This is a genomic window from Flavobacterium filum DSM 17961 (assembly GCF_000425465.1).
Taxonomy (GTDB): domain Bacteria; phylum Bacteroidota; class Bacteroidia; order Flavobacteriales; family Flavobacteriaceae; genus Flavobacterium; species Flavobacterium filum.
This window is the reverse complement of sequence record NZ_AUDM01000005.1, coordinates 22,901-49,537: the sequence shown is the minus strand read 5'-3', so window position 1 is coordinate 49,537 and position 26,637 is coordinate 22,901. Positions and strand designations below refer to the sequence as shown.

Annotated in this window: 27 protein-coding genes and 1 pseudogene; 11 read left to right on the top strand and 17 right to left on the bottom strand. The window is 33.7% G+C overall.

The annotated features are described in order from the left end of the window. Positions 1-464: 464 nt before the first annotated feature. Positions 465-2,279 (top strand): autotransporter outer membrane beta-barrel domain-containing protein, encoded by a 1,815-nt coding sequence (locus H601_RS15995; protein ID WP_051220639.1) that lies wholly within the window; start codon positions 465-467, stop codon positions 2,277-2,279. A gap of 74 nt (positions 2,280-2,353) precedes the next feature. On the opposite strand, the gene rnhA is transcribed toward H601_RS15995, so the two are convergent. Further along, positions 2,354-2,833: a ribonuclease HI gene (gene rnhA, locus H601_RS0102940; protein WP_026710120.1), complete on the bottom strand. Its 480-nt coding sequence runs from the start codon at positions 2,831-2,833 to the stop codon at positions 2,354-2,356. 52 nt (positions 2,834-2,885) lie between these two features. Next, positions 2,886-3,443 (bottom strand): phosphoribosylglycinamide formyltransferase, encoded by a 558-nt coding sequence (purN, locus tag H601_RS0102935; protein WP_026710119.1) that lies wholly within the window; start codon positions 3,441-3,443, stop codon positions 2,886-2,888. A gap of 175 nt (positions 3,444-3,618) precedes the next feature. Between purN and H601_RS0102930 the strand changes: the two genes are divergently transcribed. From H601_RS0102930 to H601_RS0102905, 6 genes are all read left to right on the top strand, one after another. Then, positions 3,619-3,855 (top strand): acyl carrier protein, encoded by a 237-nt coding sequence (locus H601_RS0102930; protein WP_007137004.1) that lies wholly within the window; start codon positions 3,619-3,621, stop codon positions 3,853-3,855. A gap of 175 nt (positions 3,856-4,030) precedes the next feature. Then, complete coding sequence (gene fabF, locus H601_RS0102925) at positions 4,031-5,284, top strand: beta-ketoacyl-ACP synthase II (protein WP_026710118.1); 1,254 nt, start codon at positions 4,031-4,033, stop codon at positions 5,282-5,284. A gap of 6 nt (positions 5,285-5,290) precedes the next feature. After that, positions 5,291-6,037, top strand: a complete 747-nt coding sequence (rnc, locus tag H601_RS0102920) for a ribonuclease III (protein ID WP_026710117.1) — start codon at positions 5,291-5,293, stop codon at positions 6,035-6,037. A 109-nt stretch (positions 6,038-6,146) separates the two neighbouring features. After that, the gene (locus tag H601_RS0102915; protein WP_026710116.1) at positions 6,147-6,614 is read left to right on the top strand and encodes an IPExxxVDY family protein; all 468 of its coding nucleotides are present in this window, start codon (positions 6,147-6,149) and stop codon (positions 6,612-6,614) included. Positions 6,615-6,620: 6 nt separating this feature from the next. Next, entirely contained in the window at positions 6,621-8,051 is a 1,431-nt protein-coding gene (pyk, locus tag H601_RS0102910) for a pyruvate kinase (RefSeq protein ID WP_026710115.1), read from the top strand. A 33-nt stretch (positions 8,052-8,084) separates the two neighbouring features. Further along, a complete protein-coding gene (locus H601_RS0102905) occupies positions 8,085-8,855 on the top strand; it encodes a Bax inhibitor-1/YccA family protein (RefSeq protein ID WP_035655444.1) in 771 nt (256 codons plus the stop codon). Positions 8,856-8,925: 70 nt separating this feature from the next. Here the strand turns inward: H601_RS0102905 and H601_RS0102900 are convergent, their stop codons facing one another. Genes H601_RS0102900 through H601_RS15990 form a run of 3 tightly spaced genes read right to left on the bottom strand, consistent with a single transcriptional unit; the run spans position 8,926 to position 14,147 of the window. After that, positions 8,926-9,555 (bottom strand): T9SS type A sorting domain-containing protein, encoded by a 630-nt coding sequence (locus tag H601_RS0102900; protein ID WP_084139918.1) that lies wholly within the window; start codon positions 9,553-9,555, stop codon positions 8,926-8,928. 60 nt (positions 9,556-9,615) lie between these two features. After that, a complete protein-coding gene (locus H601_RS0102895; protein WP_026710112.1) occupies positions 9,616-11,115 on the bottom strand; it encodes a T9SS type A sorting domain-containing protein in 1,500 nt (499 codons plus the stop codon). An 11-nt stretch (positions 11,116-11,126) separates the two neighbouring features. After that, entirely contained in the window at positions 11,127-14,147 is a 3,021-nt protein-coding gene (locus H601_RS15990) for a S8 family peptidase (RefSeq protein WP_051220638.1), read from the bottom strand. A 130-nt stretch (positions 14,148-14,277) separates the two neighbouring features. Between H601_RS15990 and H601_RS0102885 the strand changes: the two are divergent. Then, positions 14,278-14,523, top strand: a pseudogene (locus tag H601_RS0102885) (Bax inhibitor-1/YccA family membrane protein); the annotation flags it as partial. A 73-nt stretch (positions 14,524-14,596) separates the two neighbouring features. Here the strand turns inward: H601_RS0102885 and H601_RS0102880 are convergent. Beyond that, positions 14,597-15,112, bottom strand: a complete 516-nt coding sequence (locus H601_RS0102880; protein WP_026710110.1) for a PAS domain-containing protein — start codon at positions 15,110-15,112, stop codon at positions 14,597-14,599. A 105-nt stretch (positions 15,113-15,217) separates the two neighbouring features. Between H601_RS0102880 and H601_RS0102875 the strand changes: the two genes are divergently transcribed. After that, positions 15,218-16,114 carry a T9SS type A sorting domain-containing protein gene (locus H601_RS0102875; protein WP_026710109.1) on the top strand — a complete coding sequence of 299 codons (897 nt, stop codon included), beginning with the start codon at positions 15,218-15,220 and terminating at the stop codon, positions 16,112-16,114. Here the strand turns inward: H601_RS0102875 and dinB are convergent, their stop codons facing one another. Further along, positions 16,115-17,197 (bottom strand): DNA polymerase IV, encoded by a 1,083-nt coding sequence (gene dinB / locus H601_RS0102870; RefSeq protein WP_026710108.1) that lies wholly within the window; start codon positions 17,195-17,197, stop codon positions 16,115-16,117. Positions 17,198-17,239: 42 nt separating this feature from the next. On the opposite strand from dinB, the gene H601_RS0102865 reads away from it, so the two are divergent. Together H601_RS0102865 and H601_RS0102860 are read left to right on the top strand one after the other, a co-directional pair. Then, a complete protein-coding gene (locus H601_RS0102865) occupies positions 17,240-17,713 on the top strand; it encodes a CYTH domain-containing protein (protein ID WP_026710107.1) in 474 nt (157 codons plus the stop codon). Next, complete coding sequence (locus H601_RS0102860) at positions 17,710-18,165, top strand: gliding motility lipoprotein GldH family protein (RefSeq protein WP_084139917.1); 456 nt, start codon at positions 17,710-17,712, stop codon at positions 18,163-18,165. Before H601_RS0102865 ends, H601_RS0102860 begins: the two co-directional genes overlap by 4 nt. Position 18,166: 1 nt before the next feature. On the opposite strand, the gene H601_RS0102855 is transcribed toward H601_RS0102860, so the two are convergent. From H601_RS0102855 to H601_RS0102805, 10 genes are all read right to left on the bottom strand, one after another. Beyond that, entirely contained in the window at positions 18,167-18,679 is a 513-nt protein-coding gene (locus tag H601_RS0102855) for a septal ring lytic transglycosylase RlpA family protein (RefSeq protein WP_026710105.1), read from the bottom strand. Positions 18,680-18,761: 82 nt separating this feature from the next. Next, on the bottom strand, positions 18,762-19,184 hold the full coding sequence (locus H601_RS0102850; protein WP_026710104.1) for a hypothetical protein: 423 nt from the start codon (positions 19,182-19,184) through the stop codon (positions 18,762-18,764). Between the two features lie 97 nt (positions 19,185-19,281). Beyond that, positions 19,282-20,925 carry a glucose-6-phosphate isomerase gene (pgi, locus tag H601_RS0102845; protein ID WP_026710103.1) on the bottom strand — a complete coding sequence of 548 codons (1,644 nt, stop codon included), beginning with the start codon at positions 20,923-20,925 and terminating at the stop codon, positions 19,282-19,284. A 1-nt stretch (position 20,926) separates the two neighbouring features. Continuing rightward, positions 20,927-22,165 carry a peptidoglycan DD-metalloendopeptidase family protein gene (locus H601_RS0102840; RefSeq protein WP_035655442.1) on the bottom strand — a complete coding sequence of 413 codons (1,239 nt, stop codon included), beginning with the start codon at positions 22,163-22,165 and terminating at the stop codon, positions 20,927-20,929. A 19-nt stretch (positions 22,166-22,184) separates the two neighbouring features. After that, positions 22,185-23,120 carry a tryptophan 2,3-dioxygenase family protein gene (locus H601_RS0102835; protein WP_026710101.1) on the bottom strand — a complete coding sequence of 312 codons (936 nt, stop codon included), beginning with the start codon at positions 23,118-23,120 and terminating at the stop codon, positions 22,185-22,187. Further along, positions 23,120-23,911, bottom strand: coding sequence for a DUF3108 domain-containing protein (locus H601_RS0102830; RefSeq protein WP_026710100.1), 792 nt, complete (start codon positions 23,909-23,911; stop codon positions 23,120-23,122). The genes H601_RS0102835 and H601_RS0102830 overlap by 1 nt, the downstream gene beginning before the upstream one ends. Positions 23,912-24,175: 264 nt before the next feature. Then, positions 24,176-24,772: a mobile mystery protein B gene (locus H601_RS0102825; protein ID WP_026710099.1), complete on the bottom strand. Its 597-nt coding sequence runs from the start codon at positions 24,770-24,772 to the stop codon at positions 24,176-24,178. Continuing rightward, positions 24,763-25,224 (bottom strand): mobile mystery protein A, encoded by a 462-nt coding sequence (locus tag H601_RS0102820; protein WP_026710098.1) that lies wholly within the window; start codon positions 25,222-25,224, stop codon positions 24,763-24,765. Before H601_RS0102820 ends, H601_RS0102825 begins: the two co-directional genes overlap by 10 nt. A gap of 548 nt (positions 25,225-25,772) precedes the next feature. After that, the gene (locus H601_RS0102810) at positions 25,773-26,201 is read right to left on the bottom strand and encodes a hypothetical protein (RefSeq protein ID WP_026710097.1); all 429 of its coding nucleotides are present in this window, start codon (positions 26,199-26,201) and stop codon (positions 25,773-25,775) included. Between the two features lie 10 nt (positions 26,202-26,211). After that, positions 26,212-26,631 carry a lipocalin family protein gene (locus tag H601_RS0102805; RefSeq protein ID WP_026710096.1) on the bottom strand — a complete coding sequence of 140 codons (420 nt, stop codon included), beginning with the start codon at positions 26,629-26,631 and terminating at the stop codon, positions 26,212-26,214. Positions 26,632-26,637: the final 6 nt, after the last annotated feature.

The following is a 26,637-nucleotide window of genomic DNA, read 5'->3' as shown; positions in this document are numbered from 1 at the left end:
GAAGTGGATTTCATATAAACTGTAACATGAGAGAACCAAAAAAATCTTATTTTTAATGACTTTATTGTTTCAGTATTTGCCGATAGTTTCCATTAATTACAGAGCTTGCCAGATATTCCTTTGAAGTGAAGCTTTAGTGATGTGTAAAAGGGCAGTGAGTGTGTTTGGAGGCAATACCTTGCTATAAAAAAGAATTCTTTCTTGCGGTTCACAATAGATGAAGCCTTTCTAAATTAAGAAATTTATAGTTTTTACTTATGTTTTTAATTTATTAAAAATGAAATAAAAAATATTTTATTTGCTAGAACTATAGGAAAGAATTCTTGCGGCTGCAAAGGTTTTCTTCTTTTCTATGAACTTAGTCGTTAAATTATACTTTTTGTCGGCTTTTAACATGTTTATTGATAGGTTTTTATAAATTTAACATACGTTTAGCTTGATTAATTCATTTAAATAATAAGCTTATGAAAAATTGTTTTCTTTTACCTTGTTTTCTTTTGCTAAATAGTTTTGAATTAACGTGGTCACAAGTAGGTGTTGGAACAACTACTCCGGCTTCAACTTTAGAAGTAGTGGCAACAAACCCAACCGGAGCTTCCACCAATGTTGATGGTATTTTAATCCCAAGAGTTAGCCGACAAAGAGCCCAAAATATGGCCGGCACTCCTACTTCAACCTTGATTTATGTTAACGATATTGCATCAGGTACTGCTACCGGAACTACGATTAATGTAACTTCAGTAGGATTTTATTTTTTTAACAGTTCCGGTGTTTGGGAGAGAATCTCAACCGGACTCAACACAAATTGGTCTTTGACAGGAAACGCTTCTACAAATGCAGCTACCAACTATATTGGTACTACTGATACGCAAGACCTCCGAATCCGAACCAACAACACAAACCGATGGAACATATCCAACACGAATAACGGTCAATTACAGTCCTATTCTCTGGGTACAGCTGCATTACCAACCTATTCTTGGCAAACAGACCCTAATACCGGTATGTTTAGTTCCGCTGCCGACAATTTAAATTTTTCAACTAATGGAGTGCAACGAGTTAATATTGGTAATACAGGGAATGTAGGGATAAACATTGCCCCTTCTGCCTACAAACTTGATGTGGATAGTGGTACCGGTGATGCTATCTATGGCCATTCAACAAATGTAGGAGGTATTTTAGGAAGAGAAACCAATTTTAGTATAGGCACTCCTCCACAAGCAATTCTTGGTGCCGGTGTATATGCAAATAACCCGGCGGCCGGATATACTAGTATTTTTGCTCAGTCAACTGGAGCTGCAACGGTAGCTGCAAACATTAATTACTCGAATGTTTGGATGGCAAGTTACAACTATGTTGACAATGCCTCAGCCACATTTAATCCTAGTTCATCCTATCATCAATTGAATGTTACCTCTCCAACATTAGGAGGTAACCATTCTGCTATAAATGCTTACAGCGGTCGAGGAACAACGACCGGTAATCCCGGATTTACAGTAGGTGTAAATGCAATAGCAGATGCACAAAATCAGGACGCATTTGGTGTTTCAGGTCTAGCATTTACTAATGCTGGGTTTCGGTTTGGTGGATACTTTGAAGGTCTTTCCTATGCCGGTGTAAGTAATGCATACGCATATGTTGGCGGAACGCCGAATGGTGTAACGGCTAGAAAAATTTTAGGAACCGGAACTGTTTCCGAAATTATACCTACTGCAAACCACGGTCGTGTAACACTCACTTGTCCGGAATCTCCTGAATATTGGTACCAAGATTATGGAACTGTTGAAATGGTAAACGGGAAAGCCACCATTGTTTTAGACCCAATTTTAGCGGATATCATTGTTGTGAATGATGAAAACCCAATACGCGTTTTTTGTACTCCGGTTGCAATGCCTTATTTTAATGGTGTTACCATAATGAAACAAACCCAAAATTCTATTGAAATTTTAGAGTTAAACGGCGGAAATCACTCAGGAAAATTACTATACCAATTGGTTGCTAAACCTAAAACCAATTTTGGCGAAGGAAGATTTCCTCAAGCCCCTGGTCCAAGCTTCTTAAAGGCTGACAAAGAACCAATCGCAGCCAAAGCAGCGAATAATCCAAAAGATGGCAGAAATGTTTATCGTTGGCCATCCGACCATGAAGTTTATAAATATAATCCGGAAGATATGGTAAATATTGGAGATGTTATTCCTGCCGGTCCAAATGCCGGAAAAATTAAACTTGGCGATGGAAAATATGGTGTAGCTGTTCCTGTTGAAAAAACTAAAAAATAAGATGTTGGGTTTTTGGAGGAGTTTTATGTTTTAACATTGAAAAAATCAATTTTAAGGAATAAGAATTTTATTTTTCAAAACAACTTCCCTTCCTCCTTTTCATAAAAAGCATCCACCGATAAAGTAGGCAAGTTAGAAGCATACACCGCCAATTCATCACAACGTTCGTTCTGTGGGTGATTGTTGTGCCCTTTTATCCATTGAAAATCCACTTGATGTTGACGATACGCTTTTAAAAACCGTAACCATAAATCGGGATTTTTCTTACCGGCAAACCCTTTCTTTTCCCATTGAAAAACCCATCGTTTTTCAACGGCATCTACCACATATTTTGAATCAGAAATAACCAAAACAGTAGTTTTCGGGTGTTTTAATTTTTCTAAACCAACAATTACAGCCAATAATTCCATACGGTTGTTCGTCGTGTGTCGAAACCCTTCGTAGAACTCTTTTTTATAAGGCGAACCCACCAATTCCATCACCACACCATAACCTCCTGGCCCGGGATTTCCTTTGGCAGCTCCGTCTGTGTAGATGTGGACTTCGTGGGACATTTTTTTTGGGTGATGGGTTGAAGTTAATTGGTTATGGGTTATGGGTAATTGGTTAGAGGAGTTGGTCGATTACTTTCGGGAAATATTCCTGTTCCAATTGATGGACTTTTTGAGCGATGTCTTCAAAAGTAGTACAATCAGTTATACTTACCGCTTTTTGAAAAATAATTTTTCCTTCGTCATACTGCTCATTTACATAATGAATAGTAATGCCGGTTTCTGTTTCTTTTTGTTCCAAAACCGCTTGGTGTACGTGGTTGCCATACATGCCTTTTCCTCCATATTTGGGTAACAAAGCCGGATGAATGTTGATAATTTTACTGGGGAAATGCTGTATGATACGCGTTGGAAACATCCATAAAAAACCGGCCAACACAATCAAATCCGGTTGAAAAGCTTGCAATTTTGACAAAACTACGCCATTCGACAACTCTTCTTTTGTAAACACCACTGTTTCAACCGAAAGATTTTTGGCTTTTTCAACCACTTTGGCATCGGAATGGTTTGAAAATACAGCGACAACGGATTTGGTATTATTATTTTTAAAATAACGAATAATGTTTTCGGCATTTGAACCCGTTCCCGAGGCGAAAATCACGATATGCTGCATGTTTCCTGTCATTTTTATGACACAAAAAAACGAATAAAAAACGAGAATATACGAGGATTTTTCGCCTAGATTAAAAAAAAATTTATACATTCGTAGTCAGATTTATGAACTAAAATGTTGTTTTAAAATAAAGTTTTTTATTTTTGCCAACAATTAAACTAAAATTTAAAAGATTATGTCAGACATTGCATCAAGAGTAAAAGCGATTATCGTAGACAAATTAGGTGTTGACGAAAACGAGGTTGTAACAGAGGCAAGCTTCACTAACGATTTAGGAGCTGATTCATTAGACACTGTTGAACTAATCATGGAGTTCGAAAAAGAATTTGATATTCAAATTCCGGATGATCAAGCAGAAAACATTGCTACTGTAGGTCAAGCTATTTCTTACATCGAAGAAGCTAAAAAATAATAACTAACAACATCCCGTTCTGTTCACTCGGAACGGGTGTTATTATTTTAATCAATTTTTAAATTACGGATTGTCAATCAATCGTACACATACATAAAAAAACTCCCCTGAATTTTACTTTTCATTAAATTTCAGGGTTTTTTTGTTTATATTCGTACCAATAAATTTACACAAAATGGAGTTAAAACGAGTAGTTGTGACCGGATTAGGTGCCTTAACACCCATAGGAAATAATATTCAAGAATACTGGAACGGCCTTGTCAACGGCAAAAGCGGAGCCGCTCCTATCACCTATTACGACACAGAAAAACACAAAACAAAGTTTGCCTGTGAAGTAAAAAACTTTAATGTGGAAGAATTTATCGACCGCAAAGAAGCTCGCCGTATGGATAAATTTACGCAATATGCTATCGTTGCCAGTGACGAAGCCATCAAAGATGCCGGAATTACTGCGGATAACATTGATAAATACCGTGTCGGCGTTATTTGGGGTGCCGGTATTGGAGGTTTAGAAACCTTCCAAGAAGAGGTTTTAAATTATGCCAAAGGCGATGGAACACCAAAATTTAATCCGTTTTTTATCCCAAAAATGATTGCGGACATCGCTCCGGGTCAAATTTCCATCAAAAATGGATTTATGGGACCTAATTATACAACAGTTTCGGCTTGTGCTTCTTCTGCCAATGCATTAATCGATGCGTTTAATTATATCCGAATCGGTCTTTGTGATGTGATTGTTTCCGGTGGTTCAGAAGCTGCTGTTACCATTGCCGGAATGGGTGGATTCAATTCTATGCACGCTCTTTCCACGCGAAATGAAAGTCCGGAAACAGCTTCAAGACCTTTTGATGCAACTCGTGACGGTTTTGTTTTAGGAGAAGGTGCGGGTGCATTAGTGCTAGAAGAATATGAACATGCCAAAGCTCGTGGTGCAAAAATTTATTGCGAAATCATGGGTGGAGGAATGTCATCTGATGCGTATCATTTAACAGCTCCACATCCTGACGGAATAGGTGTGATTGCCGTTATGAAAAATTGCTTACGCGATGCACGCATGAATCCGGAAGAAGTAGATCATATCAACACACACGGAACGTCAACTCCGCTTGGTGATGTTGCGGAATTAAAAGCGATTAGTGCCGTTTTTGGTGATCATGCTAAAAACATCAACATTAATTCAACCAAATCCATGACCGGACACTTACTAGGTGCAGCCGGTGGAATTGAAGCCATCGCTTCTATTTTAGCCATTCAACACGGAATTGTTCCGCCAACTATTAACCATGAAGTGGTGGATGAAAACATTAATCCAGAGTTGAATTTAACCTTGAATAAAGCCCAAAAAAGAGACATTAAAGTAGCCATGAGCAATACGTTTGGTTTTGGTGGCCACAATGCTTGTGTTTTACTTAAAAAATTGGAAGAATAATTCTAAATGAACGTTTTTAAAAAAATATTTACAAAAAATTCCCGACCTCAAGAAGGCGGGATTTTTTTTGAAGCCATTCATAAAATATTGGGGTTTACCCCGCAAAATATAGATTACTATCAAAAAGCCTTTACACATCGTTCTTCCAATAAATTAGATTCCAAAGGAAACCCGATTAATTATGAACGATTAGAATTTTTGGGTGATGCGATGCTGAGTTCTGTCATTGCCAGTCATTTATTTAATGTTGTGCCTCACGGAGATGAAGGGTATTTGACCAAAATGCGTTCTAAAATTGTGAGTCGCGAACACTTGAATGAATTGGGCAGAGACCTCAACCTGATTCAGTTTGTAGATAGCAAAGTACCAACGCAACATTTTGGTGAAAACATTCACGGAAATATTTTTGAAGCACTGGTTGGAGCTATTTTTTTAGACCGAGGATATACCTATTGCGAAAAATTCATTTACAAAAGAGTAATTGTTCCTTATGTGGACATTGAAAAATTAGAAGGAAAAGTAATCAGCTATAAAAGTTTGGTTATTGAATGGTGTCAAAAAGAAAAAAAATCCTTCCATTATGATGTGTTCGACGATAATGGAAATGATAATCAACGCTTTTTTGGTGTAAAATTGAGTATCGACCAAAAAATAATTGCCAAAGCTAGAGCTACTTCAAAAAAGAAAGCAGAGGAAATTGCTTCCAAACGTGCTTTTTATGCATTTCAAGAACAAATGGGGAAAAAAATATAAAATTGGCAAAAAACTACATCGTTTTCGTTAATAAATTTAAGTTAAGTTAGAACGTTAACGTGCTTTTTTTGGACAAAAACTGTATCTTTACATCTTGTTTATTTAAAAGATGGCCATTCATAAACTATTTATTGATGATCTTGAAGAAGCTGATTTTCAATTAATCGCCATCCATTCTCATTTAGAAAATTTCCGTATTGCTTATTTTGTCAATCAACAATTGCAAACCCGATTGAGTAAATCTCAAAAAGGCGTTTTGATTCAAAAAACGGCTTATCCTGCTTTTTTATTTGAAGACGAAAAAAACGATATGGTTTGGACGTTGATAGAAAATAAAAAAGAAGTTCAAGTTCCTTCTAATACTGCAGGATTATTTGCCAATGATGGCGGTTTAACTTCTCATGCGTATTTTTTACCGGAACTCAAAAAAGTAGATTATTTTCTGAAAATTGAAGGAGAAGAAAAACAAATCAACACCATAAAAATCATACATCAACTGAAAAAAATAAACCAAATTTCTACGGTTTATGCTGTTCAATACGACAAACTAAAATCTAAAAATAATTTAATATTTTAACAAAATATGCCACTTAACAAAAAAACGAAAATTGTAGCCACACTAGGTCCTTCGTGCAGTAGCAAAGAAGTGATAAAAGAAATGGTAGATGCGGGAGTAAACGTGTTCCGTATTAATTTTTCGCATGCCGATTATGCTGATGTAAAAGAACGAATTGACATCATCAGAGGATTGAATGAAGAATTTGGTTATACTACTGCCATTCTTGCCGATTTACAAGGCCCAAAACTTCGTGTTGGTGTGATGAAAGAAGATGTAGTGGTGAACAAAGGTGACATCATCACTTTTCAAACGGCGGAAGATGTTCCCGGAACGGCGGAAAGAGTTTATATGAACTACAAAGAATTTCCTCGTGATGTAAATCCGGGTGAAAAAATCTTATTAGACGACGGTAAATTAATTTTTGAAGCGTTAGAAACCAATGGTTCAACTGAAGTGGTATGTAAAGTACTTCAAGGTGGGCCATTAAAGTCTAAAAAAGGTGTAAACCTTCCCAATACCAAAGTTTCGTTACCGGCTTTAACTAAAAAAGACATTAAAGATGCTTTATTTGCCATTGAAAATGAAGTGGATTGGATTGCTCTTTCATTCGTAAGAACACCAAAAGATTTAGAGGAATTACAGGATTTAATTTCCAAAAATTCTTCTTATAAAATTCCGATTGTGGCTAAAATCGAAAAACCGGAAGCAGTAGAAAATATCGATAAAATTGTGGCCTTTTGCGACGGATTAATGGTAGCTCGTGGCGATTTAGGCGTAGAAATTCCGGCTGAAGAAGTGCCGTTAATTCAAAAGAAATTAATTCATAGAGCTAAAACGGCTCGTATTCCGGTGATTGTGGCTACACAAATGATGGAAACGATGATTACCAGTTTAACGCCAACTCGTGCAGAAGTAAACGACGTAGCCAACTCCGTAATGGATGGTGCAGATGCAGTGATGCTTTCCGGTGAAACTTCCGTAGGTAATTATCCGGTAGAAGTAATTGAAACGATGACCAGAATTATTCGTTCTGTAGAAGATAGTCCGTTGATTTCGGTTCCGCAAAATCCACCTCACGTGAGAACGAAACGATTCATTACCAAATCGATTTGTTATCATGCAGCCATTATGGCGAATGAAATTAAAGCAAAAGCCATTTCAACCTTGACGAACAGTGGTTATACTGCTTTTCAAATTTCAGCTTGGCGTCCGAGTGCTCACATTTTAGTATTTACTTCTAACCGAAGAATTTTAACGCAAATGAATTTATTATGGGGTGTTCGATCGTTTTACTATGATAAATTTGCGAGCACCGATGATACGGTGGAAGACGTAAATAAAATAGCCAAACACAAAGGATTTGTAGAAAAAGGCGATATGGTTATCAACTTAGCGGCTATGCCAATTGCTGAAAAAGGAATGGTAAATACGTTAAGAGTATCAGATATAGGATAATTTTTTTATCTTTCCACTTTAAAAATTAAAAAGATGCAATCCAACAATCCGTTTTTTAAGAACAAATCTTTTGATAAACCTCAGGTTATTCAAGTAGATGAAGAAGGAAATCGTTCTGTAATCATTGATTACAACGAGACCATGACCATTTCCGGCACCATTAACAAGAGTCTTATTATGTTGCTGATTTTAGTAGTAACCGCTACGTTAACGTGGACAATGACAGCAACCGGCTACAATCCGATGCCGTTTTTAATAGGCGGTGCATTAATTGGTTTTGTGCTCGTGTTAATTGCCTCTTTTAAACCGCATTTATCCACTTATTTAGCTCCGGGTTATGCACTATTTGAAGGATTATTTATCGGGGCATTATCCGCCATTTTTGAAGCAATGTATCCCGGAATTGTGATTCAGGCTGTTGGAGCAACATTTACCACGTTTTTAGTGTGTTTTATGTTGTATAAATATAAGGTGGTTACTGTAACCGAAAAATTCAAATCGGTGGTGATTGGAGCTACGATTACCATTGCTATTTACTATCTTATTACGTGGTTGTTGAGTATGTTTACCAGCTTTCAGCCGGTACATTATGGTAATTCGTTGATGAGTATCGGCATTAGCGTTTTGGTGATTGTAGTGGCGGCCTTAAATTTATTTTTGGATTTTGATCAAATTGAAAAAGGAGCTCAAAAACAATTGCCTAAATACATGGAATGGTTTGGAGCGATGGGATTGATGATTACCTTGGTTTGGTTGTATGTAGAGTTTTTGCGATTGCTTTCTAAGATTTCGAGTAGGGATTAACACCTTATTTATAACATAAATAAACCCTTCTTGTTTAACAACTTGTAGGGTTTAGTTTTTTTAAATTAATCTATTGAACCCATATCTTTTTTACAAAGTGAGCTTGATTATTTTCTTTTATAAAATACATTCCTTTTGCTAAATGACTTAAATTTAATTGTTTTTCTACAACTTCATTTTGGTGATGAACCAATCGACCAAAAGCATCATAAACAACCACTTTTTCAATGTTAAAGGAAGCATCTATATACATCTTTCCATTTGAAGGATTTGGATAAATCTTAATTTCATTTTGAGACAACTTAAACTGTTCAGTTGAAAGAACAATGGGCTCTTCTAATGGGGTGGAAAAATGTACGACTATAAAATCTGTTAGCTCTTGCGACTCACAAACCACATTTGATGAGGAATTAAAAACATTGATAGTAAGCGTGTAATTTAATGGTTCATCTGATAGTGAAATCGAAAAAAGATTTGTCAAATGTGAAGTTGCAGTTAATATTGATGTCCAATAACAGGTATTTAATGTAATCTGTGCCTCACTCAATGTATTTGTACTACTTACAAAAGTTGTAATGGTTTGACCAAATATTTTTAACTCAACATTGATACCGTTTTCAATCGGTATAATCGATACTTGTTCAATTGTTTGTGCCTTCATCAAACTAAAAAAAAGTAAGAAAATATAAAGTTTTTTCATAGCATTTCATTTTATTTTTGATGAAATTAGATTTGAATTTATTTCGATTAAAAATACTTTTTATTCTTTAACGATTTTTTTAATAATTTCCATACCATCATAAAATAATACTTTCATAAAATATATCCCTGCTGATAGATTTTCATCCACATGAATAGTATTATTGATGCGTGAGAATTCTATTTGCTTTCCTAATATATCAACCATTTTTACATTTTTTACTTCACCTATATTGCTAATATTTATATTATCTTTAAACGGATTAGGAAATATTTGAAATTCTAATTGTTTATCTTTTTGATTAACAGATAAAGCATCGTCAATAGTTAGTTTAGTAATTATTGCTTTTCGAATAGCATTCTGACCCATTGAACCTCCAATCAAAAATTCATTAGCCGATGTAAATTTCATACTATACATATAATCACTTTGTGATGATAAATCGAGAATAAAGTTTGAACCATTATTAAAAGTATCATCAAATGATCCATCATCATTTAAACGAATAATAGAATATCCTAAATTGGAATCAGAAACAAGCGTGGTTCCGCTGATTACAATTTTTCCATTTTCTTGTAAGTCAAAATCAGTAAAGGGAAAATTACCGGAAGAAATTCCTGAGTTTGCAAAATTTTCATCAAAACTACCATCTTCATTAATCTTTAAGATAAAATAACTGTCCGCATTATTACCCCCTAAATAATAGGAGTTGTTAGTCCCTTTTTTAATTTGAGTAATTAACTCCGATCCAAAAGGATATGGGTCAATTTGTAAATCATAAACTACTTTCCCATTGTTCCCAAACGCTTCAATAAAATTTCCATTTGTATCTGTTTTACAATAAGCAATTTTAGTATTGGATGCATTGGAAAATTCAAATCCAACAGACAGTAGTTCATTGTTGTTTGTAACTATTGTTTTTTCGAGACCGAAATGAAAACTTCCAGACGACACATTCATAACACCATTATTACCAAAATCTGTAGCTAAAGAACCGTTTGAATTTAATTTAACAAGTATACCTAAACTGTTCGCAGTTCCGCCCAAAACAATAGAATCATCATTCAAAAGAACGATTGAATTAAAACCAATAGAATTCACATTTAAAATAAAAACTCCTTCATTAGCAAATGATGTATCTAAGCTCCCGTCTGGATTTAATTTAACTAAAAAACCAAAACTTTGAGAAGAAATTGAATTGTGTGCCATACCACAAATAAAAATTTTTGAGTGTTCTGTCACCTTTATGTCAAATGGTGTTTGACTTTCTGCAAATGAAAGAACAGAAACACCATTATTACCAAAACCATTATCTAAAACCCCTTCGGTAGAACACTTTGTTATTGATAATTCATAATTATAAGAATTACCACTTTGTAATGTAGCTCTGGCACCATAAATATTGCCCAATGCATCCCAATCTAAAGCATAAACAAAGGAGTTTTGTGAGGAAGGGACAACGAAAACGCCATTATTCCCAAAAGAAGAGTTAATGCTAATGTTTTGAGAATTTAAACTCCAAAATAGCAGCAATAAAAAGGTAGTTATTGTTGTTTTCATAGCTTTTGAATTTAATTTTTGATAAAGTTTTTGGCATCAACAATTTCACCGCTACAAACGAGAGCAACAGTATAAAAACCTTGAGTATATTCACTAAGATTAATAATATAGTTTGATTGATTAATATCAATAATATAATTATGAGAGGTTGTACTACTACCATAATAACCTAAAACCATTAAATATGCAGAGGTGTTTTCATTGACTTTATAATTTACTTGAATTTGGTTAACTGCTGGATTTGGTGAAATGGATTCTATTTTACTTGGGTTTAATTTAACTTCAACATCTGCATAATCTTTAAATCCATCAGTTAAAGCAATAACTTCAAGTTTATATTTTTTTACAATATCGGTTGATACGGTTAAGTCTTTACCTTGAAAAATCAGCTCACCATTTGAATCATACCAATTATATAAAGCCGCCTCATTAATTTGTTCTGCACTAATTATAATGGGTTGATTAATATCAGTCATTATTGTCTCTCCTGCATCAGCTAAAAATGGTTGTCGAACCGGTTTTTTAATCACAAAAGTTTCTCCACCAATAATTTCATCAGTAAAATAATCTTTTTGAATGATATGATAGGTGTAATTAGATTTTTCAGTTAATTCTCTTGTTAGAAAATTGAATGAAATTTTTAATGTCCCTACTTCATTGGGATCAAATAATAAATGATCTAAAACTACTTTATTTCCTTTTACAATTTTTCTTTTTTCTTCATTTGTGTTGTCTAAAAATGCTACTTTTTTGCCTCCTTTTTCCCAAGCATTAAACAAAACATTATCCATTTTAATTGAAATTTCAGCTTCCTCTGCAATAGATTTACCCTCTTCCTCTTCTTCTACTTCTAACTCCAGATAATAAATATTAGAAGTATTTTTAGGATTAGAAACATAAATTACACCTCCAAAAGTATCTCCATTGGTTACGTTTTGAATTAAATCAACAACTGTAATATTGGTCATTGCAATATTATTATTGTTTTTAATATTTTGAATATCGTTATTTGTTTCAGGAAAAGTCATTTGATCGTCATTAGAGACAATCCTTGCTAATATACAAAAATGCCATAAATCTTGTTCTTCTACGATAGTAGCATAATTTTGAGGATTTGGAATTAACCATGGTGCTTTTAAAATTATTTCTTGACCCGGATTAAGCACCGGTATAGTTATTGTTGCAATTGGTGCACCCATTTGAACATTATCTATATATAAATTTCCTTCCCATGATAATGGCCAAGTAGAAGATGTTCCTGCTTTTGACCAATATAGCTTTAATTCATCATTCCCACTTGAGGCAACACAGCTTTTGTTCTTAATTTTTACATACACATAATTAGGTATTGTTTCACTATATTCAGGATTTTGATGCTCTTCTATTCCATCATCATTATTTCTTATCCAAATTGACTCACTACTCCAAAACTTTTTTGTGATTGTATTAGGTTCAATTCCTTCATCTTTAAAAGAATCTGCTATCATTAAATCTAGTGTAGGTGAATATAACTGTTGAGCTTTTACAACTGCAGCGTGAGCATCAACTAAACCATAACCCATTTCATTATTCCATCTTCCATTGTTTCTATTAGTTTGATATGTATAAGTATAATTCCCCACCTTTTGGGCTGTTTTTTCAATAATATCATTAACTTCTTTACCCGTCAAACAAGGATTCGTAGATAAAATTAATGCTGATACGCCTGAAACAAATGGTGCTGAAAAAGAAGTGCCTTGCTCTAGAATTACATTATTATATAAATCCGTTGTTAATATATTAGTCCCTGGTGCAACTAAATCAAGTTTATTCCCAAAATTAGAAAAGCTTGCTTTAGAGCCATTCTCATTCATTGCTCCAACAACTAATATGTTATTTATTGTATTTGCCGGAAATGGTATGTTTGAATTTCCATTGTTAGCAGAAGCATGAACCACAACACAACCTAGTCCATTTCTTCCATTTGTTATTACATTATTTAATGCATCTTCTATAAATCCATTTGGTGTACAACCCCAAGAATTATTAATAACATGAGCTCCGTTAATCATAGCTAAATTAATAGCGTTTGCAAGTCTTTGTAGATTTAAATTTCCAGAGGACAACATACTTATTGACATTAATTTAGTTTTAGGTGCTGTTCCTACAATTTGGTAATTGTTGTTTTTCAATGCACCAATTATACCAGCAACATTTGTACCATGTGGTGTTGCATTAATACTTGGCGATGATTGTGAAACGGCATCCCAACTAAAAGGATGAATATTATCAATCAAATCTTGATGTTCCAATTCAATTCCACTATCTATAACAGCTACAATACTATTTTCCCCTTCTGTTATAGACCAAGCTTGACAGGCATTTATATCTAAATTAGGATTGTTAGTGTTATAAAGCCCCCATTGTTGTTGAAAAAGCGGATCATTTGTGCAATCTGAATTATTATTAGAAAACACAACATCCATAAAGTCAGGCACAGCACCATCAAAAAAACCGGTTTCATAAAAATAATTTGCTACCTCTAAAGCATTATCTAAAGTTGTCTTATTGCATTTTAATGTAAACCACAAAGGCATAAATTGATTTTGCTCAATTACTTCTACATTTTTAGCTAAAGATATAGTATGAAGCAGTTGAACATCATTTAAGCTTTTTAATTTTACATAGAAATAACTAGACATATCAATTGTAGCACCATTAGAAGTAATAAAAGATGGTGATACTGTTAAAACAGAAGAATTATTTCTTAAACTATTGATTTTTTGCAAATACTCCATATCTGAATAAATATGGGGGGGGGGGGTAAATTCAATTTTAGCCCATTTTGTTGAATCTTTTACATCTTTTAAAAAAACAAAGTCTTTAAAACCATATTCCATTATTGAATTAACACTTGTTTCATTTGAAACATTTATTGTTAAAAATCTTTTATCAAGTTCAATGTTTATTTTCTGTCCTTTGAAATAATAATACTTAGTTTGTGAAAATGATGCTATACTTGATAAGAAAATTAAGTAAAAAAGTTTTTTCATGACATTTTTTTAATAAATACCTTCAAATATAAAAAAAATAGAAACAATTTCAAAATTATTAATAGTTTTCTTAGTTTTTTTCTTTTTATTATAATTATTCGAAATTTATTAACACTTTTTATTCCAATTTAGTATGTTTACCAGCTTTCAGCCGGTACATTATGGTAATTCGTTGATGAGTATCGGCATTAGCGTTTTGGTGATTGTAGTGGCGGCCTTAAATTTATTTTTGGATTTTGATCAAATTGAAAAAGGAGCTCAAAAACAATTGCCTAAATACATGGAATGGTTTGGAGCGATGGGATTGATGATTACCTTGGTTTGGTTGTATGTAGAGTTTTTGCGATTGCTTTCTAAGATTTCGAGTAGAGATTAATTAAAGTACTTTATCATAAAAAATGCCTCAAAAAGTATCTGACTTTTGAGGCATTTTTTATGTAAATATTTCTTTAAGCCGCTCTTTCAAAAGCTATAAAATTAACCAATTCACCTGCTTTATTAAATACAGGAAAACCTTGAATATGGCATTGGTATAAAGAACCGTTTTTGCAATAATTGGTCACTACTTTATCAAAAGGCTGTTTGTTTTGAACAGCTAGTCCTATTTCTCTTGATATTTCTGGACAAGTGGCTTCACCCTGAAACATTTTTGGAGAATTTCCGATGACTTCATTAGGTTGGTATCCGTTCATGTGAATCATGTTTTGCGTAGCATACACAATTTTTAACTTCGGACACGTTACTACCACAACCGTGTCGTGTTGCATCATTTTATTCAATTGAAGATTGTTTTGCCATTGTTGAGCAACAGCCATTTGATTCAATTGATTTTGATCGGAAAGACAGGCGTTTAATAATCCGGAAAATTCACTATAGAAATTCCAACAAATGAGCGGTAATTTTTTTATTGACAATTTTGAAATATAACTAAAGTATCCCTTGTCATAGGTTGATAATTCTGCCATGAGCTTTAAATTTGAACCAAATGTATACTTTATTTTTTCATGATAACTTAAACAAAATAAGTTTAACTTTTGTTGAAGTTTGAAAAAGTTAGTTACTTTTGAAGTATGTTTTCAAAATACAACGTATTTCTTATACCGTTTTTCTTGACTGTTATTGGGTATAGTCAACCCTATCAACCATTATTGGAAACCGACAACGAATGGCATTTTACCACTTGTTATAATGGTTGTCTAACCGATATTTACTATACCAACAGCGATACGCTTGTAAACGGACTTTCACACAAAATTTTAGACGGTTATCATTATATCTCCAGAACGTTTTTACTTCGTGAAAATACGGAAGAAAAAAAGGTGTTTTTAACGAAAATCAACCCCAATCGAATTGACACCTATTTACTTTATGATTTTTCATTGGAAGAAGGTGATACCTTTGAAATGAAAAACCCTATAAGTCCTTTTCCCGCAGAAGGTGGATGGTTTGTGTTGGATTCGATTCGAAATCGTCCGTTTCAAGAAACTGAAATAAGAAGGTACTTTTACTTCTCTCCGCATCCCGAAAATACGGTTTCTAATCAAAATGCTATTTGGGTTGAAGGCGTTGGTTCGCTTTCCATCATTAATGCTCCCGGTGGTTATCCGGAACTAAATAGTGTTGGCTCACTTACTTGCTTTTATAAAAACTATACTCTTTTTTATACGGATGAAAACGAAGAAACCCCCATTTGTGAAGAAACAATTTTAAATTCTGATGAATTAATTCTATTCCAACCTGAAATTATTTTTCATTCTTCAACTAAAGAGCTTATTATCAAAAGTAATGAAAAGTGGCACTCGTGTGTGTTGTATGATGTGCTCGGACAACAATTAGCCGTAAACCATTCACAAGATGAAAACAATTGGTCTTTACAAGAATTCACACTACCGAACGGAATCTATTTCATCAAAATAACTTTTAAAAATCAAGTAATCACCAAAAAAATACTTTGGAAAAACGATTAATTAAAACTCAAATTTTAATTGAACCGCCACCGTTTTCTTGATTTCTGTATTCAAATTATGCAGTGAAATTCCCAACAAACGAACTGAATCTTTTAATTTTTCCTGGTACAACAACTCTTTTGCGGTAGCCAACAACAAGGATTTCTCTGAAATAAAATACGGCAAGGTTTTACTTCGGGTTTGCAAGGTAAAATCGGAATACTTAATTTTAAGGGTTACGGTTTTTCCGGCTATTTTATACTTCTGTAATCGTTTTTCCAATTCTTTGGCAATGCTTTCCAATCGTTCTTCCATAAACACTTCCGAGGATAAATTGGCATTAAACGTTCGCTCAGCCCCAACTGATTTGGAAATACGATTTGGCTTTACCGGACTGTTATGAATACCTCTGACGATGTAATAATAATGCACTCCGCTTTTGCCAAAATGTTTTTCTAAAAAAGCTAAACTTTGGTTTTTTAAATCCATTCCGGTATATATCCCAAATTGATACATTCGCTCAGCGGTAACTTTACCAATACCATAAAACTTTTTAATGTCTAACGCTTCCAAAAAAGTTGCCACCTCATCCGGATTTACAGTTTTTTGACCGTTTGGTTTGTTGTAATCTGAAGCTACTTTGGCCACAAACTTATTCACGGAAATTCCGGCCGAAGCGGTTAATCCGGTTACTTCAAAAATGCGTTTTCTAATCTCTTGAGCTAATAAAGTAGCACTCGGGTTTCCTTTTTTATTTTGGGTTACATCCAAATAGGCTTCATCTAACGACAACGGTTCCACTAAATCAGTATATTCATAGAAAATCTTTCGAATTTGCTTCGATATTTCACTGTATCGCTCAAATCGTGGGCGAACAAAAACTAGTTCCGGACATAATTTTTTAGCCAATACGCCACTCATTGCACTTCGAACACCAAACTTTCGGGCTTCATAACTGGCCGCAGAAATGACGCCTCTTACTTCGCTTCCGCCAACAGCGAGTGGTTTTCCTTTTAGTTCAGGAAAATCCTTTTGCTCAACTGAAGCATAAAAGGCATCCATATCAATATGAATGATTTTTCGTTGATGAAGAGGTGTTTCCATACCACAAATTTATGTATCTTTCGCTAAGATTATCCTTTACCAATGATAGAAATAGAAAGAAAATTTAAAGTGCTTTCTGAGGCATTTAAAGCAGCAGCATTTCAACAAAACAGAATTGTGCAAGGTTATTTATGTTCAGATCCTGAACGCACGGTTCGGATTAGAATCAAAGGAAACAAAGGCTTTTTAACCATTAAAGGAAAAGGAAACGAATCAGGAATGACCCGTTTAGAATGGGAAAAAGAAATTACGGTTTCAGAAGCTGAATTGTTGTTACCGTTATGCGAAAAAGGCGTGATTGAAAAAACCAGATACGATATTCAATGCGGTAATCACATTATTGAAGTGGATGAATTTTATGGTGATAATGAAGGATTGATAATAGCCGAAATCGAACTAAACTCAGAAACCGAGTCGTTTGAAAAACCGCACTGGCTGGGCGAGGAAGTAACCAACGACGAACGCTTTTACAATGCTTATCTAAGTAAAAATCCTTTTAAAAATTGGTCCATATGAAACTACAATCACTACTTATTGGCTCTATACTCATTTTGATCTTGTCCTGCCAATATAATTCTGTTTACAACAAAATGGACTTAGAATTTGATCAAAACAGATGGTATAAAAACAGTCCTAAAAATCATCTTTTTTCTATTGAACAAGAGGGAAAATATGATGTTTTCATTCATTTTAAACATGTATATGATTTTCAATTTGATTCTATCCCATTAATCATCAAGAGCAAAAATCCTGATGGAAAAATGGATGTTATCACTTTCTATTTGAGTGTTAAAAAAGAAAAAGATAGAGGTGATTGTGTAGGCGATATTTGTGATTTAAAAGAAATTCTATTTGCTTCAAAGGAAATGAAAAGCGGTAATCATGAAGTTTCAATCGAAAATCAATTTAAACACGACTATTTACCAAACGTTTTAGGTATTGGTCTTTCAGTTGAAAAAAGGCAATAAATCAATCTTTTTGAGTCGAAATAGTATCTATAATTTCTTCCACTAGTTCTATCGTTACCTTCATTGAACCATATCCATGATGACGGGCAATATCGCGAAAGGCTCTTTTGGTTAAATCAATATGTCTTCCTTTAGTAAAAGGACCTCTGTCATTAATTTTAACAATGGTTGATTTTCCATTGGCTTCGTTTGTTACCCGCACTTTTGTGCCAAATGGAAGTGTGCGATGTGCAGCAGTATATTTTTGATTGTCAAATCGTTCTCCGCTTGCCGTTCTTCTACCATTGAACTTATCAGCATAATAAGAAGCGTGAGCCCCTTTTTTTAGCAATGTAAATTTGAAATTTCCCTCCTTTTGAATACTATCAATAAGAATAGAATCTTTTTTTAAGGTATCATTTACAGTCATAAATGAAAAAAAAGATCCATTAAAAGATTTATTTTTTATAGAAAAACCACTCAATAAAGCTAAAAAAAGAATACCTAAAATTCCAACTATCCATTTATGTTTCATGAGCTTATTATTTTTATGGTGATTCAATTATCAAAATACATTCCAAAATGAAAAAACCACGCAATGCGTGGTTGTTTTTACTTTAACTCAGCCAAGAAACCCAAGGAATTCGGCTCATTAGTAAAATGAATCCCAAAGAATAAAAGATTAAAATCTTTTTAAACTTATCGTCCATGTGTGCTTTTTTGTGTTGTGACCATCCAATTGTAATTAAAACAATAGCAATAATATTCACTAAAGGATGTTCAAGTGATGTTAAACGCAATGTTTCGTTTTTCATCTCTCCCAACACTTTTAAACCAACTGGCGAAACAAAATAAAGTAATAACCCTAAAACCAATTGAATGTGTGTAAAAATCAATCCGAATAGTGAAATTCTTAAATCTTTTGCTTCATAATCTCTGTTTGCTCCATAGCCCATTAGGGCGTTTATGATTCCGGCAAACAAAACAATCATGGCCAACCAAGCCCACCAAGAGTGCAATTTTAAAAGTAATTCGTACATTTTTATTTTAAATTATTGAAAGACAAATATAAACAAAAATTGTAATTTTTAACATTATTGATGTAGATTCCTATTAATTATAACAAAAATTAAATTTTCATTTATTTTTTAAGAAATAATGCAATAATGTAGTGGTAGAACTATCATGTGTTTTTACCTTTCCCGAATGTATTTCATCTAATATAGAATTAGCCAATTGTTTTCCTAATTCAACTCCCCATTGGTCATAACTGAAAATATTCCAAATAACCCCTTGCACAAATATTTTGTGTTCATAAAGAGCAATCAATTCGCCCAAACTTTCCGGAGTTAATTGATTGATTAATATCGTATTGGTTGGTCGATTGCCCGAAAAGATTTTAAACGGCAATAAATAAGCTGCTTTTTCTTCACTTATGCCTTGTTTGTTAAATTCGGCTATTACCTGCTCAGCAGATTTTCCATTTAATAAGGCTTCTGTTTGAGCAAAAAAGTTCGACATCAATTTGTCATGATGGTCTTGATTGCCGTGTAATGGCTTAACAAACCCAATAAAATCAGTCGGTATTAATTTTGTTCCTTGATGAATCAACTGAAAAAAGGCGTGTTGCGAATTGGTTCCGGGTTCTCCCCATATCAAAGTTCCGGTTTGATACTGAACAGGGTTGCCGCCTCGGTCAATACTTTTACCGTTACTTTCCATGATACCTTGTTGTAAATAAGGGGCTAATTTTTGAAGGTATTGTGTGTAAGGAATCAATGCTTCACTTTCGGCACCAAAAAAGTTGTTGTACCAAACACTCAACAAGGCCAAAATTACCGGTAAATTTTGCTCAAATGGCGTGTTTTTAAAATGATTATCCATTTGATTGGCTCCTTTTAACAAGGCATCAAAATGATCAAACCCAACCGCTAGACTAATGGATAATCCAACCGCACTCCACAACGAAAAACGTCCGCCAACCCAATCCCACATAGGGAAAATATTATCCGGGTGAATCCCAAAATCGGTTACTCTTTGCACGTTAGTAGAAACGGCTACAAAGTGTTTCGCCACATCTTGTTGAGTAGCCGATTGTAAAAACCAATTACGAATCGTTTCAGAGTTTGAAAGTGTTTCTTGCGTTGTAAACGTCTTTGAAACAATCACAAATAACGTAGTTTCTGGATTTAATTTCTGAATTACTTCTTGAACGTGATCGCCATCCACATTAGAAACAAAATGTACCGATAAATGGTTTTTATAAAAAGCCAATGATTCTGTAACCATTGCAGGTCCTAAATCTGAACCGCCAATGCCAATGTTTACAATGTCGGTAAATGTTTTTCCGGTAAATCCTTTTCGAACACCTGAAATAACTTCATTGGTAAACACCTTTATTTTATTTTTAACCGATTGAATTTCCGGCATAACATCAATGCCGTCCACTTTTACAACGGTATCTGCCGGACAACGCAAAGCCGTATGTAATACCGCTCTGTTTTCCGTTTGATTAATCGCTGCACCATTAAAATACTGTTGAATAGCGTCCGATAACTCTATTTCATGAGCCAAGCTAATCAAATGCTTCATCGTTTCCTGATTGACAATATTTTTCGAATAATCAACATAAAAATCATTCCATTGAACATGAAATGAAGTAGCTCTATTCGGATCTTGTTCAAATAATTCCTGCATGGTTACAGTTTGCATTTCTTCAAAATGATTTCGAAGGTTTTCCCATGCTTTTGTCTGTGTCGGATTGATATTCTTTAATGCCATTTTATTTCAATTTTTGTTGTGCAATACTGTCTAATTCTTTCTTTAACGGTGCAATATATTCTAAATATTTTGCTTTGTGTTTTGCATTCATAGGCTCCGTATTCGGAAGTTTTTGTCCTAAAGGATCCACTTGTTCACCATTCTTCCAAAAACGATAACACACGTGAGGACCTGTAGCTAAACCAGTACTACCAACTAATCCGATGGTTTGTCCTTGCGTAACTGATTGCCCTTGTCGTACCAATATTTTGGACATATGAAGGTATTGAGTCGAATAAGTTCCGTTGTGCTTTACTTTCACAAAATTACCATTACCTGCGGTATAACCGGTTCGTTCAACCACACCGGAAGCGGTTGTTTTAATCGGTGTTCCATGTGGAGCAGCATAATCGGTTCCTTTGTGAGCTTTCCAAGTCATTTGCACCGGATGAAAACGTTTGGGTGAAAACCGTGAAGAAATACGGAAATAATCCAAAGGAGCTTTTAAAAACATGGTTTTTAAACCTTTGCCTTCCTCGTCGTAGTACTCAAATCGTTTAGCAAGGCTATCTATTTTATAAGGAAAAGCATAAATTCTTTTGCCTTTGTGTTCAAAAAAGGAACTTTCCAAACGATCAACCCCAACATAAACGGTATCGTTGATGAACTTTTCATACATTGTTACCGCAAATTTGTCATCTTTTTGAATTTTAAAGAAGTCAATAGAATACTCGTAAATCTTAGCTAAATTGTTAGCAACGCCAGCTTCTACTCCGTTTTTATTTAAGGTTTCAGACAAAGAACCGGTGATAGCGGTAGCAATCGTACGCTTTTTTATCGTAATGGGTTTTTGCTTGTTATACGCTTTTACAATCGTATCTCTAAAGTCAACAACACTATAGTGAATGTTATCTTTTTGGTAAATAAAAACTTGTAATTGATGCGGAGCTTCTTTTGCTTTTAAAAGTGTAATTGGTTTTCCAACCCGAATATCCCGCATGTTGAAACTGTCTTTAATTTGTTCGGTAACTTCATGTACTTTAAAATTACCAATGTTGTAACTTTCAAGTAATTTGCCAAAGGTGTCACCTGATTTAATGGTGTCTTGCACCACTTGAAAATCATTCAAGGTAAACCCAAATTCAATAACAATCGGGATTTTCTTTTGTTCATCTTTTTCAATTTCTACCTGGTCAACCTTTCTTTCGCATGAAAACAAAAGCAACGAAACACCAAGCAGAAGTACTTTATGTAATTTCAATTTGTTCTTTTTAATTCAATTATACACTTTCTTTTTCGCCCCAAACCGCTAATTCCTCTGCTGACCATAATTCCGGAAAAAAGATTCTACGTTGGTACTTTGGCAACATATACTTTTTCCAATCGCTTCCCCCGGTAGCTTCTCCACTTCCTTGTCCGCTTTCAATGTACTTTTTAGCCGCATGATAATGCCCCATCACCCAGGTAATATTTACCGTATAATCATAATGCCGCATGGCTGCAATCAAATCTTTGTCTTGCTGATCTTCTTGTGGCAACTGTTTGAATTTACGCCATACATTGATGGTGTTGTATTCTTCCATAAAACGCAAAAACTCCTGCTTATATTTTTTCTCAAAGGCTAAAATTAAATATGATTTTTCGCCGGTTTGATAATCTTTTCCGGCTGCTTGCCAATACAAATGCTCAAAAGCATGTTCATAGGGCGTATTTCGGTCAATTGTGGCTCTAAATCGATAATCAATTAAGTTAATCAAATCAGTTGAGGCAAATTCAATCAAGCGGTACTGAGCACTTTGAAATCCGCTGGCAGGGGTTAACGTATTGCGGAATTTCATGTATTGTTCCACTTCCATTCCATCTTTCATGATGGTAAAAGAAGTGGTCAACATATCAAAATAGCGACTGATACGCATTAATTTATCGGTAAAAACACTTGTTGTTAAGGTGGAAGAATGACTAATTTGTTCTATTTCCCATAAAATCATTTTAAACAACAATTCATTCACTTGATGATACATGATAAACACCATTTCATCCGGCAAAGTGGTGCGTTGCGTTTGTAAATTCAATAAAGCATCTGTTTGAATATAATCCCAATATGTAATTGGCTTTGCCCACAAAAGTCCTTCTAAATGTGTTTCAGTTTTTTGGTTTATCGCTTGAAACTTTTCTTCTAATTTTTCAAGTATTTCTTCGTGAGCGGTTGTATTCATTATGGTTTTGCTTTAACGGTAAACGTATGTTTTAATCCTTTGAATTGTTCCAAATCTGCTTTTAGCGAACCCACCATCAAACTCGCTTTGATACGAATGGGTAATTTATTGTCGTCATCTGATATCCAAACAGTTAAGCTTTCTTGTTCTTTAAAAACCCGACCAGCTTGCACATACGGACGAAAAATCATGGTTGGAATGACCCCAAATTTAGTTTTTAAATCTTCACGACCCATAAATTTTAGCTTAAATTTAGTCGTTTCATCATCAAAAAACATATCAATGTCTATCGATTCTCCCACTTTTAGCTTGTCCACCTTTGGGTGGTTTCTCAAATAATAAAAAGTAGATAGAATATCTTGCACATTATTGGGCACTTCAAAAGTTTTCTCGGTTTTACGTTTGTAGTCTTTGACTAAAACCGTTTTATTTTGCGGATTAAAAAACCCTTCTTGGTTTTTGGTGTAGCCACCTTCATTAATTTTCCGCACAAACTGATACGGATTTCCGGTTTCTTTATCAAAATAACTTTGATAATCGTCTTCTACTTCAAAGAAAAACTTGGTCATACCGGTAGTGTATCCCCTACCTTTGGCGTGAAATACTTTTTTGTTGTTTCTAACCGCTTCACGAACGCTTAATTCTGCAATTCCGGCATTAATCATACCATAATGAATACGAAATTGAAACCATTCACCTACATCAAAAGCATCTTCTTTTGGTGGTTGAACCCCTTGAGAACTAAACCCGGAAGTGATAAAAAACAGCAGTAAAAACAGTAATTTTTTCATACAATATCGTCTTTTTGATAAAAGGCGTTACAATTTCTGTTCCAAATGTACTAAAACTAAAAATGACCTCAAAAAAAGGTTGAATTTTAATGATTTTTTGAAGGTATTGTTTTGTTGCTTCAAGTTAATCTCAATAAATATTGGGATTCGAATTTGTTCATAAAAAATTTTGAAATTCTAAAAAAAATCAAAACTGAAAAAGTAAACCAGTCCCAAAGCCTTTAAGTTCTGTGTCTCTATTGAAGGAAGGTTTCATTAAGGCCGCTATGTTCTAGCAAATTTTATTAATGGTTCAATATTCCCTTTATCTGCTAGTCTTATCGATTTAATATACTCTTTTCTAACTTCATCGGCTTTTACCATATTAGAACTATGCCATGAAAAAATTTCTTTTTTAAAAATAGATTCGACAATTATATCCGCCATCAAGCGTGAATGCCGACCATTTCCATTCGGAAAACAATGGATGTTGACTAATCTATGCTTGAATCTAATTGCTATTTCATCTGGCGGAAACGTAGCGTTATCAATCCAATAATTTGTATCGTCAAACAATACTTTCAAATCATGCCAAATATTTATCCATTTTACCCCAATATTTTTTTCTGATTGTCTAAATTCCCCTGCCCATTTCCAAACTTTACCAAACATTCTTTTGTGCAATACTTTTATAAAATGATCAGTCAAAATCGTTTCTTTTTTTAACTTCTGTTTTAAAAGCCATTCAATAGCATTTTCTATATTTAGCTGTTCATATTCATCTAATTCCGCATGAGTTGTTATGGTCTTTATTAAAAGTCCTTCTTTTTCTTCTTCATTTAAAGGGGTTTGACCTTCTTCGTATTCTAAATCTAATCCCATAATGACCTCCGCATTTCTCGTTTTATATCACTTGCCAAATCTGTTATTGCTTTTTGAATTTGTTCTTCACTATTGCCCTGATTCTCAAGTTGCATATTGTGATTTGTTCGTAAAACAATTTTTCTAGCCAATTCTTCGGATTTATATTCTATGAGTTTTTCTAATGAACCTTTCTTAGGAACAAATCCATAAACAAATTTCATATCCAGTGCATTCGCTGTTTCTTTGAGTAAATGTATAGAAATAGATTCATTTGCTTCTCTTTCTTCTATTTTTTTCACTCCTTGTTTGGTAATATTTAATCGTTCACCCAATTGTTCAAGCGTCATATTTAAAGCCGTTCTAATACTATATATCCATCCTTTTTCGGGAATAATTACATTTTCAGCTTTTTGGAAAGATTTTATCTTTCTATCCAATTGCTCAATTAATAATTTTTTTTGATTTCTCATGACAATTCTATTTAAAAAACGCTACAAATGTAAACATATTTATTTACATTTTAAATAAATAGTAAACATAATATATTACTTTTTAACATATAAGTAAATTTATATGTTTATTTTATTAAAATTTAGTATACTTAAAAGTTTACTTTTTTCAAATAGGTACAACCAAAAGGAAACAATTAGTATTGTAATGTTTATTATTATGATTTATTTAAATGCTATGTGAAGGGCTGTTAAAGCGAGTAGTGATAATAACAGCAGTAAAAAAAAAGTAATTTTTTCATGTTATATCGTCTTTTTGATAAAAGGCGTTACAATTTCTGTTCCAAATGAACTAAATCTAAAAAAGACCTCAAAAAAAGGTTGAATTTTAATGATTTTTTGAGGGGGTTGTTTTGTTAATGAAAAGTCAATCTTAAAACTTTAAGATTGGCAGAACTTAGTATTAATTTCAAGAGAACCCTTCTTGTGGCTAGTAAAAAAGTGGAAATAGAAAAAAACCCGAAAAGCAATTTACTTTTCGGGTTACTCCATGTTTATATTGATAAACTTTAATCAACTTTAGCATACCGTTCTGCACAACCTTCTATGCATCCAATTTGACCGGGAGGTGATAAATCATTGTCTAAAATCATTTCTGTTTCAGAATAAAAATTAATTTTTTGCTTTTTACTATACGTTGTTTCATTCAACCGAGACGTAAAAGTTATAATACTATCGGATGAAACACTAAAAGTTCCATTTGGATAATTGGGCACTTCAGGAGATACAAATGTACCATCTGCTTTTAATTCAATTATTGGTCCATTATCAATTAAATATGGCCCTGGTGGGTCATAATCCAAATACTCAACATATTGCCATTTTCCTAAAATAGGAGTAATATCAAATGAAGTCTGTTTATCATTGTTATCAGAACAATTGACGAAGACCAAAAAAATTAGACCAAAAAAAGCATACTTTTTACAACTAAATTTCACAAGAAAATAATTAAGGATTATTGATTCTTTCTAAACGCAATTGCGGCCCAAATATCGCTCCCGGTGCGATATATTCTAGTACATTATCATTAAGTATAAGAATTTTAAATCGTTCCGGGTTTGATATGCCTGATGGCGTAATAGTATAATTAAAAGTTAGAATTGAATCATTTGCAATGTTAAATTTTCCACTATATGTTTCAGAAGGTATAAATGTTGTTTCAAAAGTTTTGTTTTGTCTAAAAGTAGTTTCAAAACCATTTTCAACTGTATGATAATTAAAACCCGTTTCGGGATCTTCTTCATCATCATAGTAACCCACTAATTTCCAATCTCCAACAATTTTATTCATCATCAAACCATTTGAATTGTCTTCACTATCTGAACAACCTAATGATACAAAAAGTATCAAAATTATTATTTTTTTCATATTTAA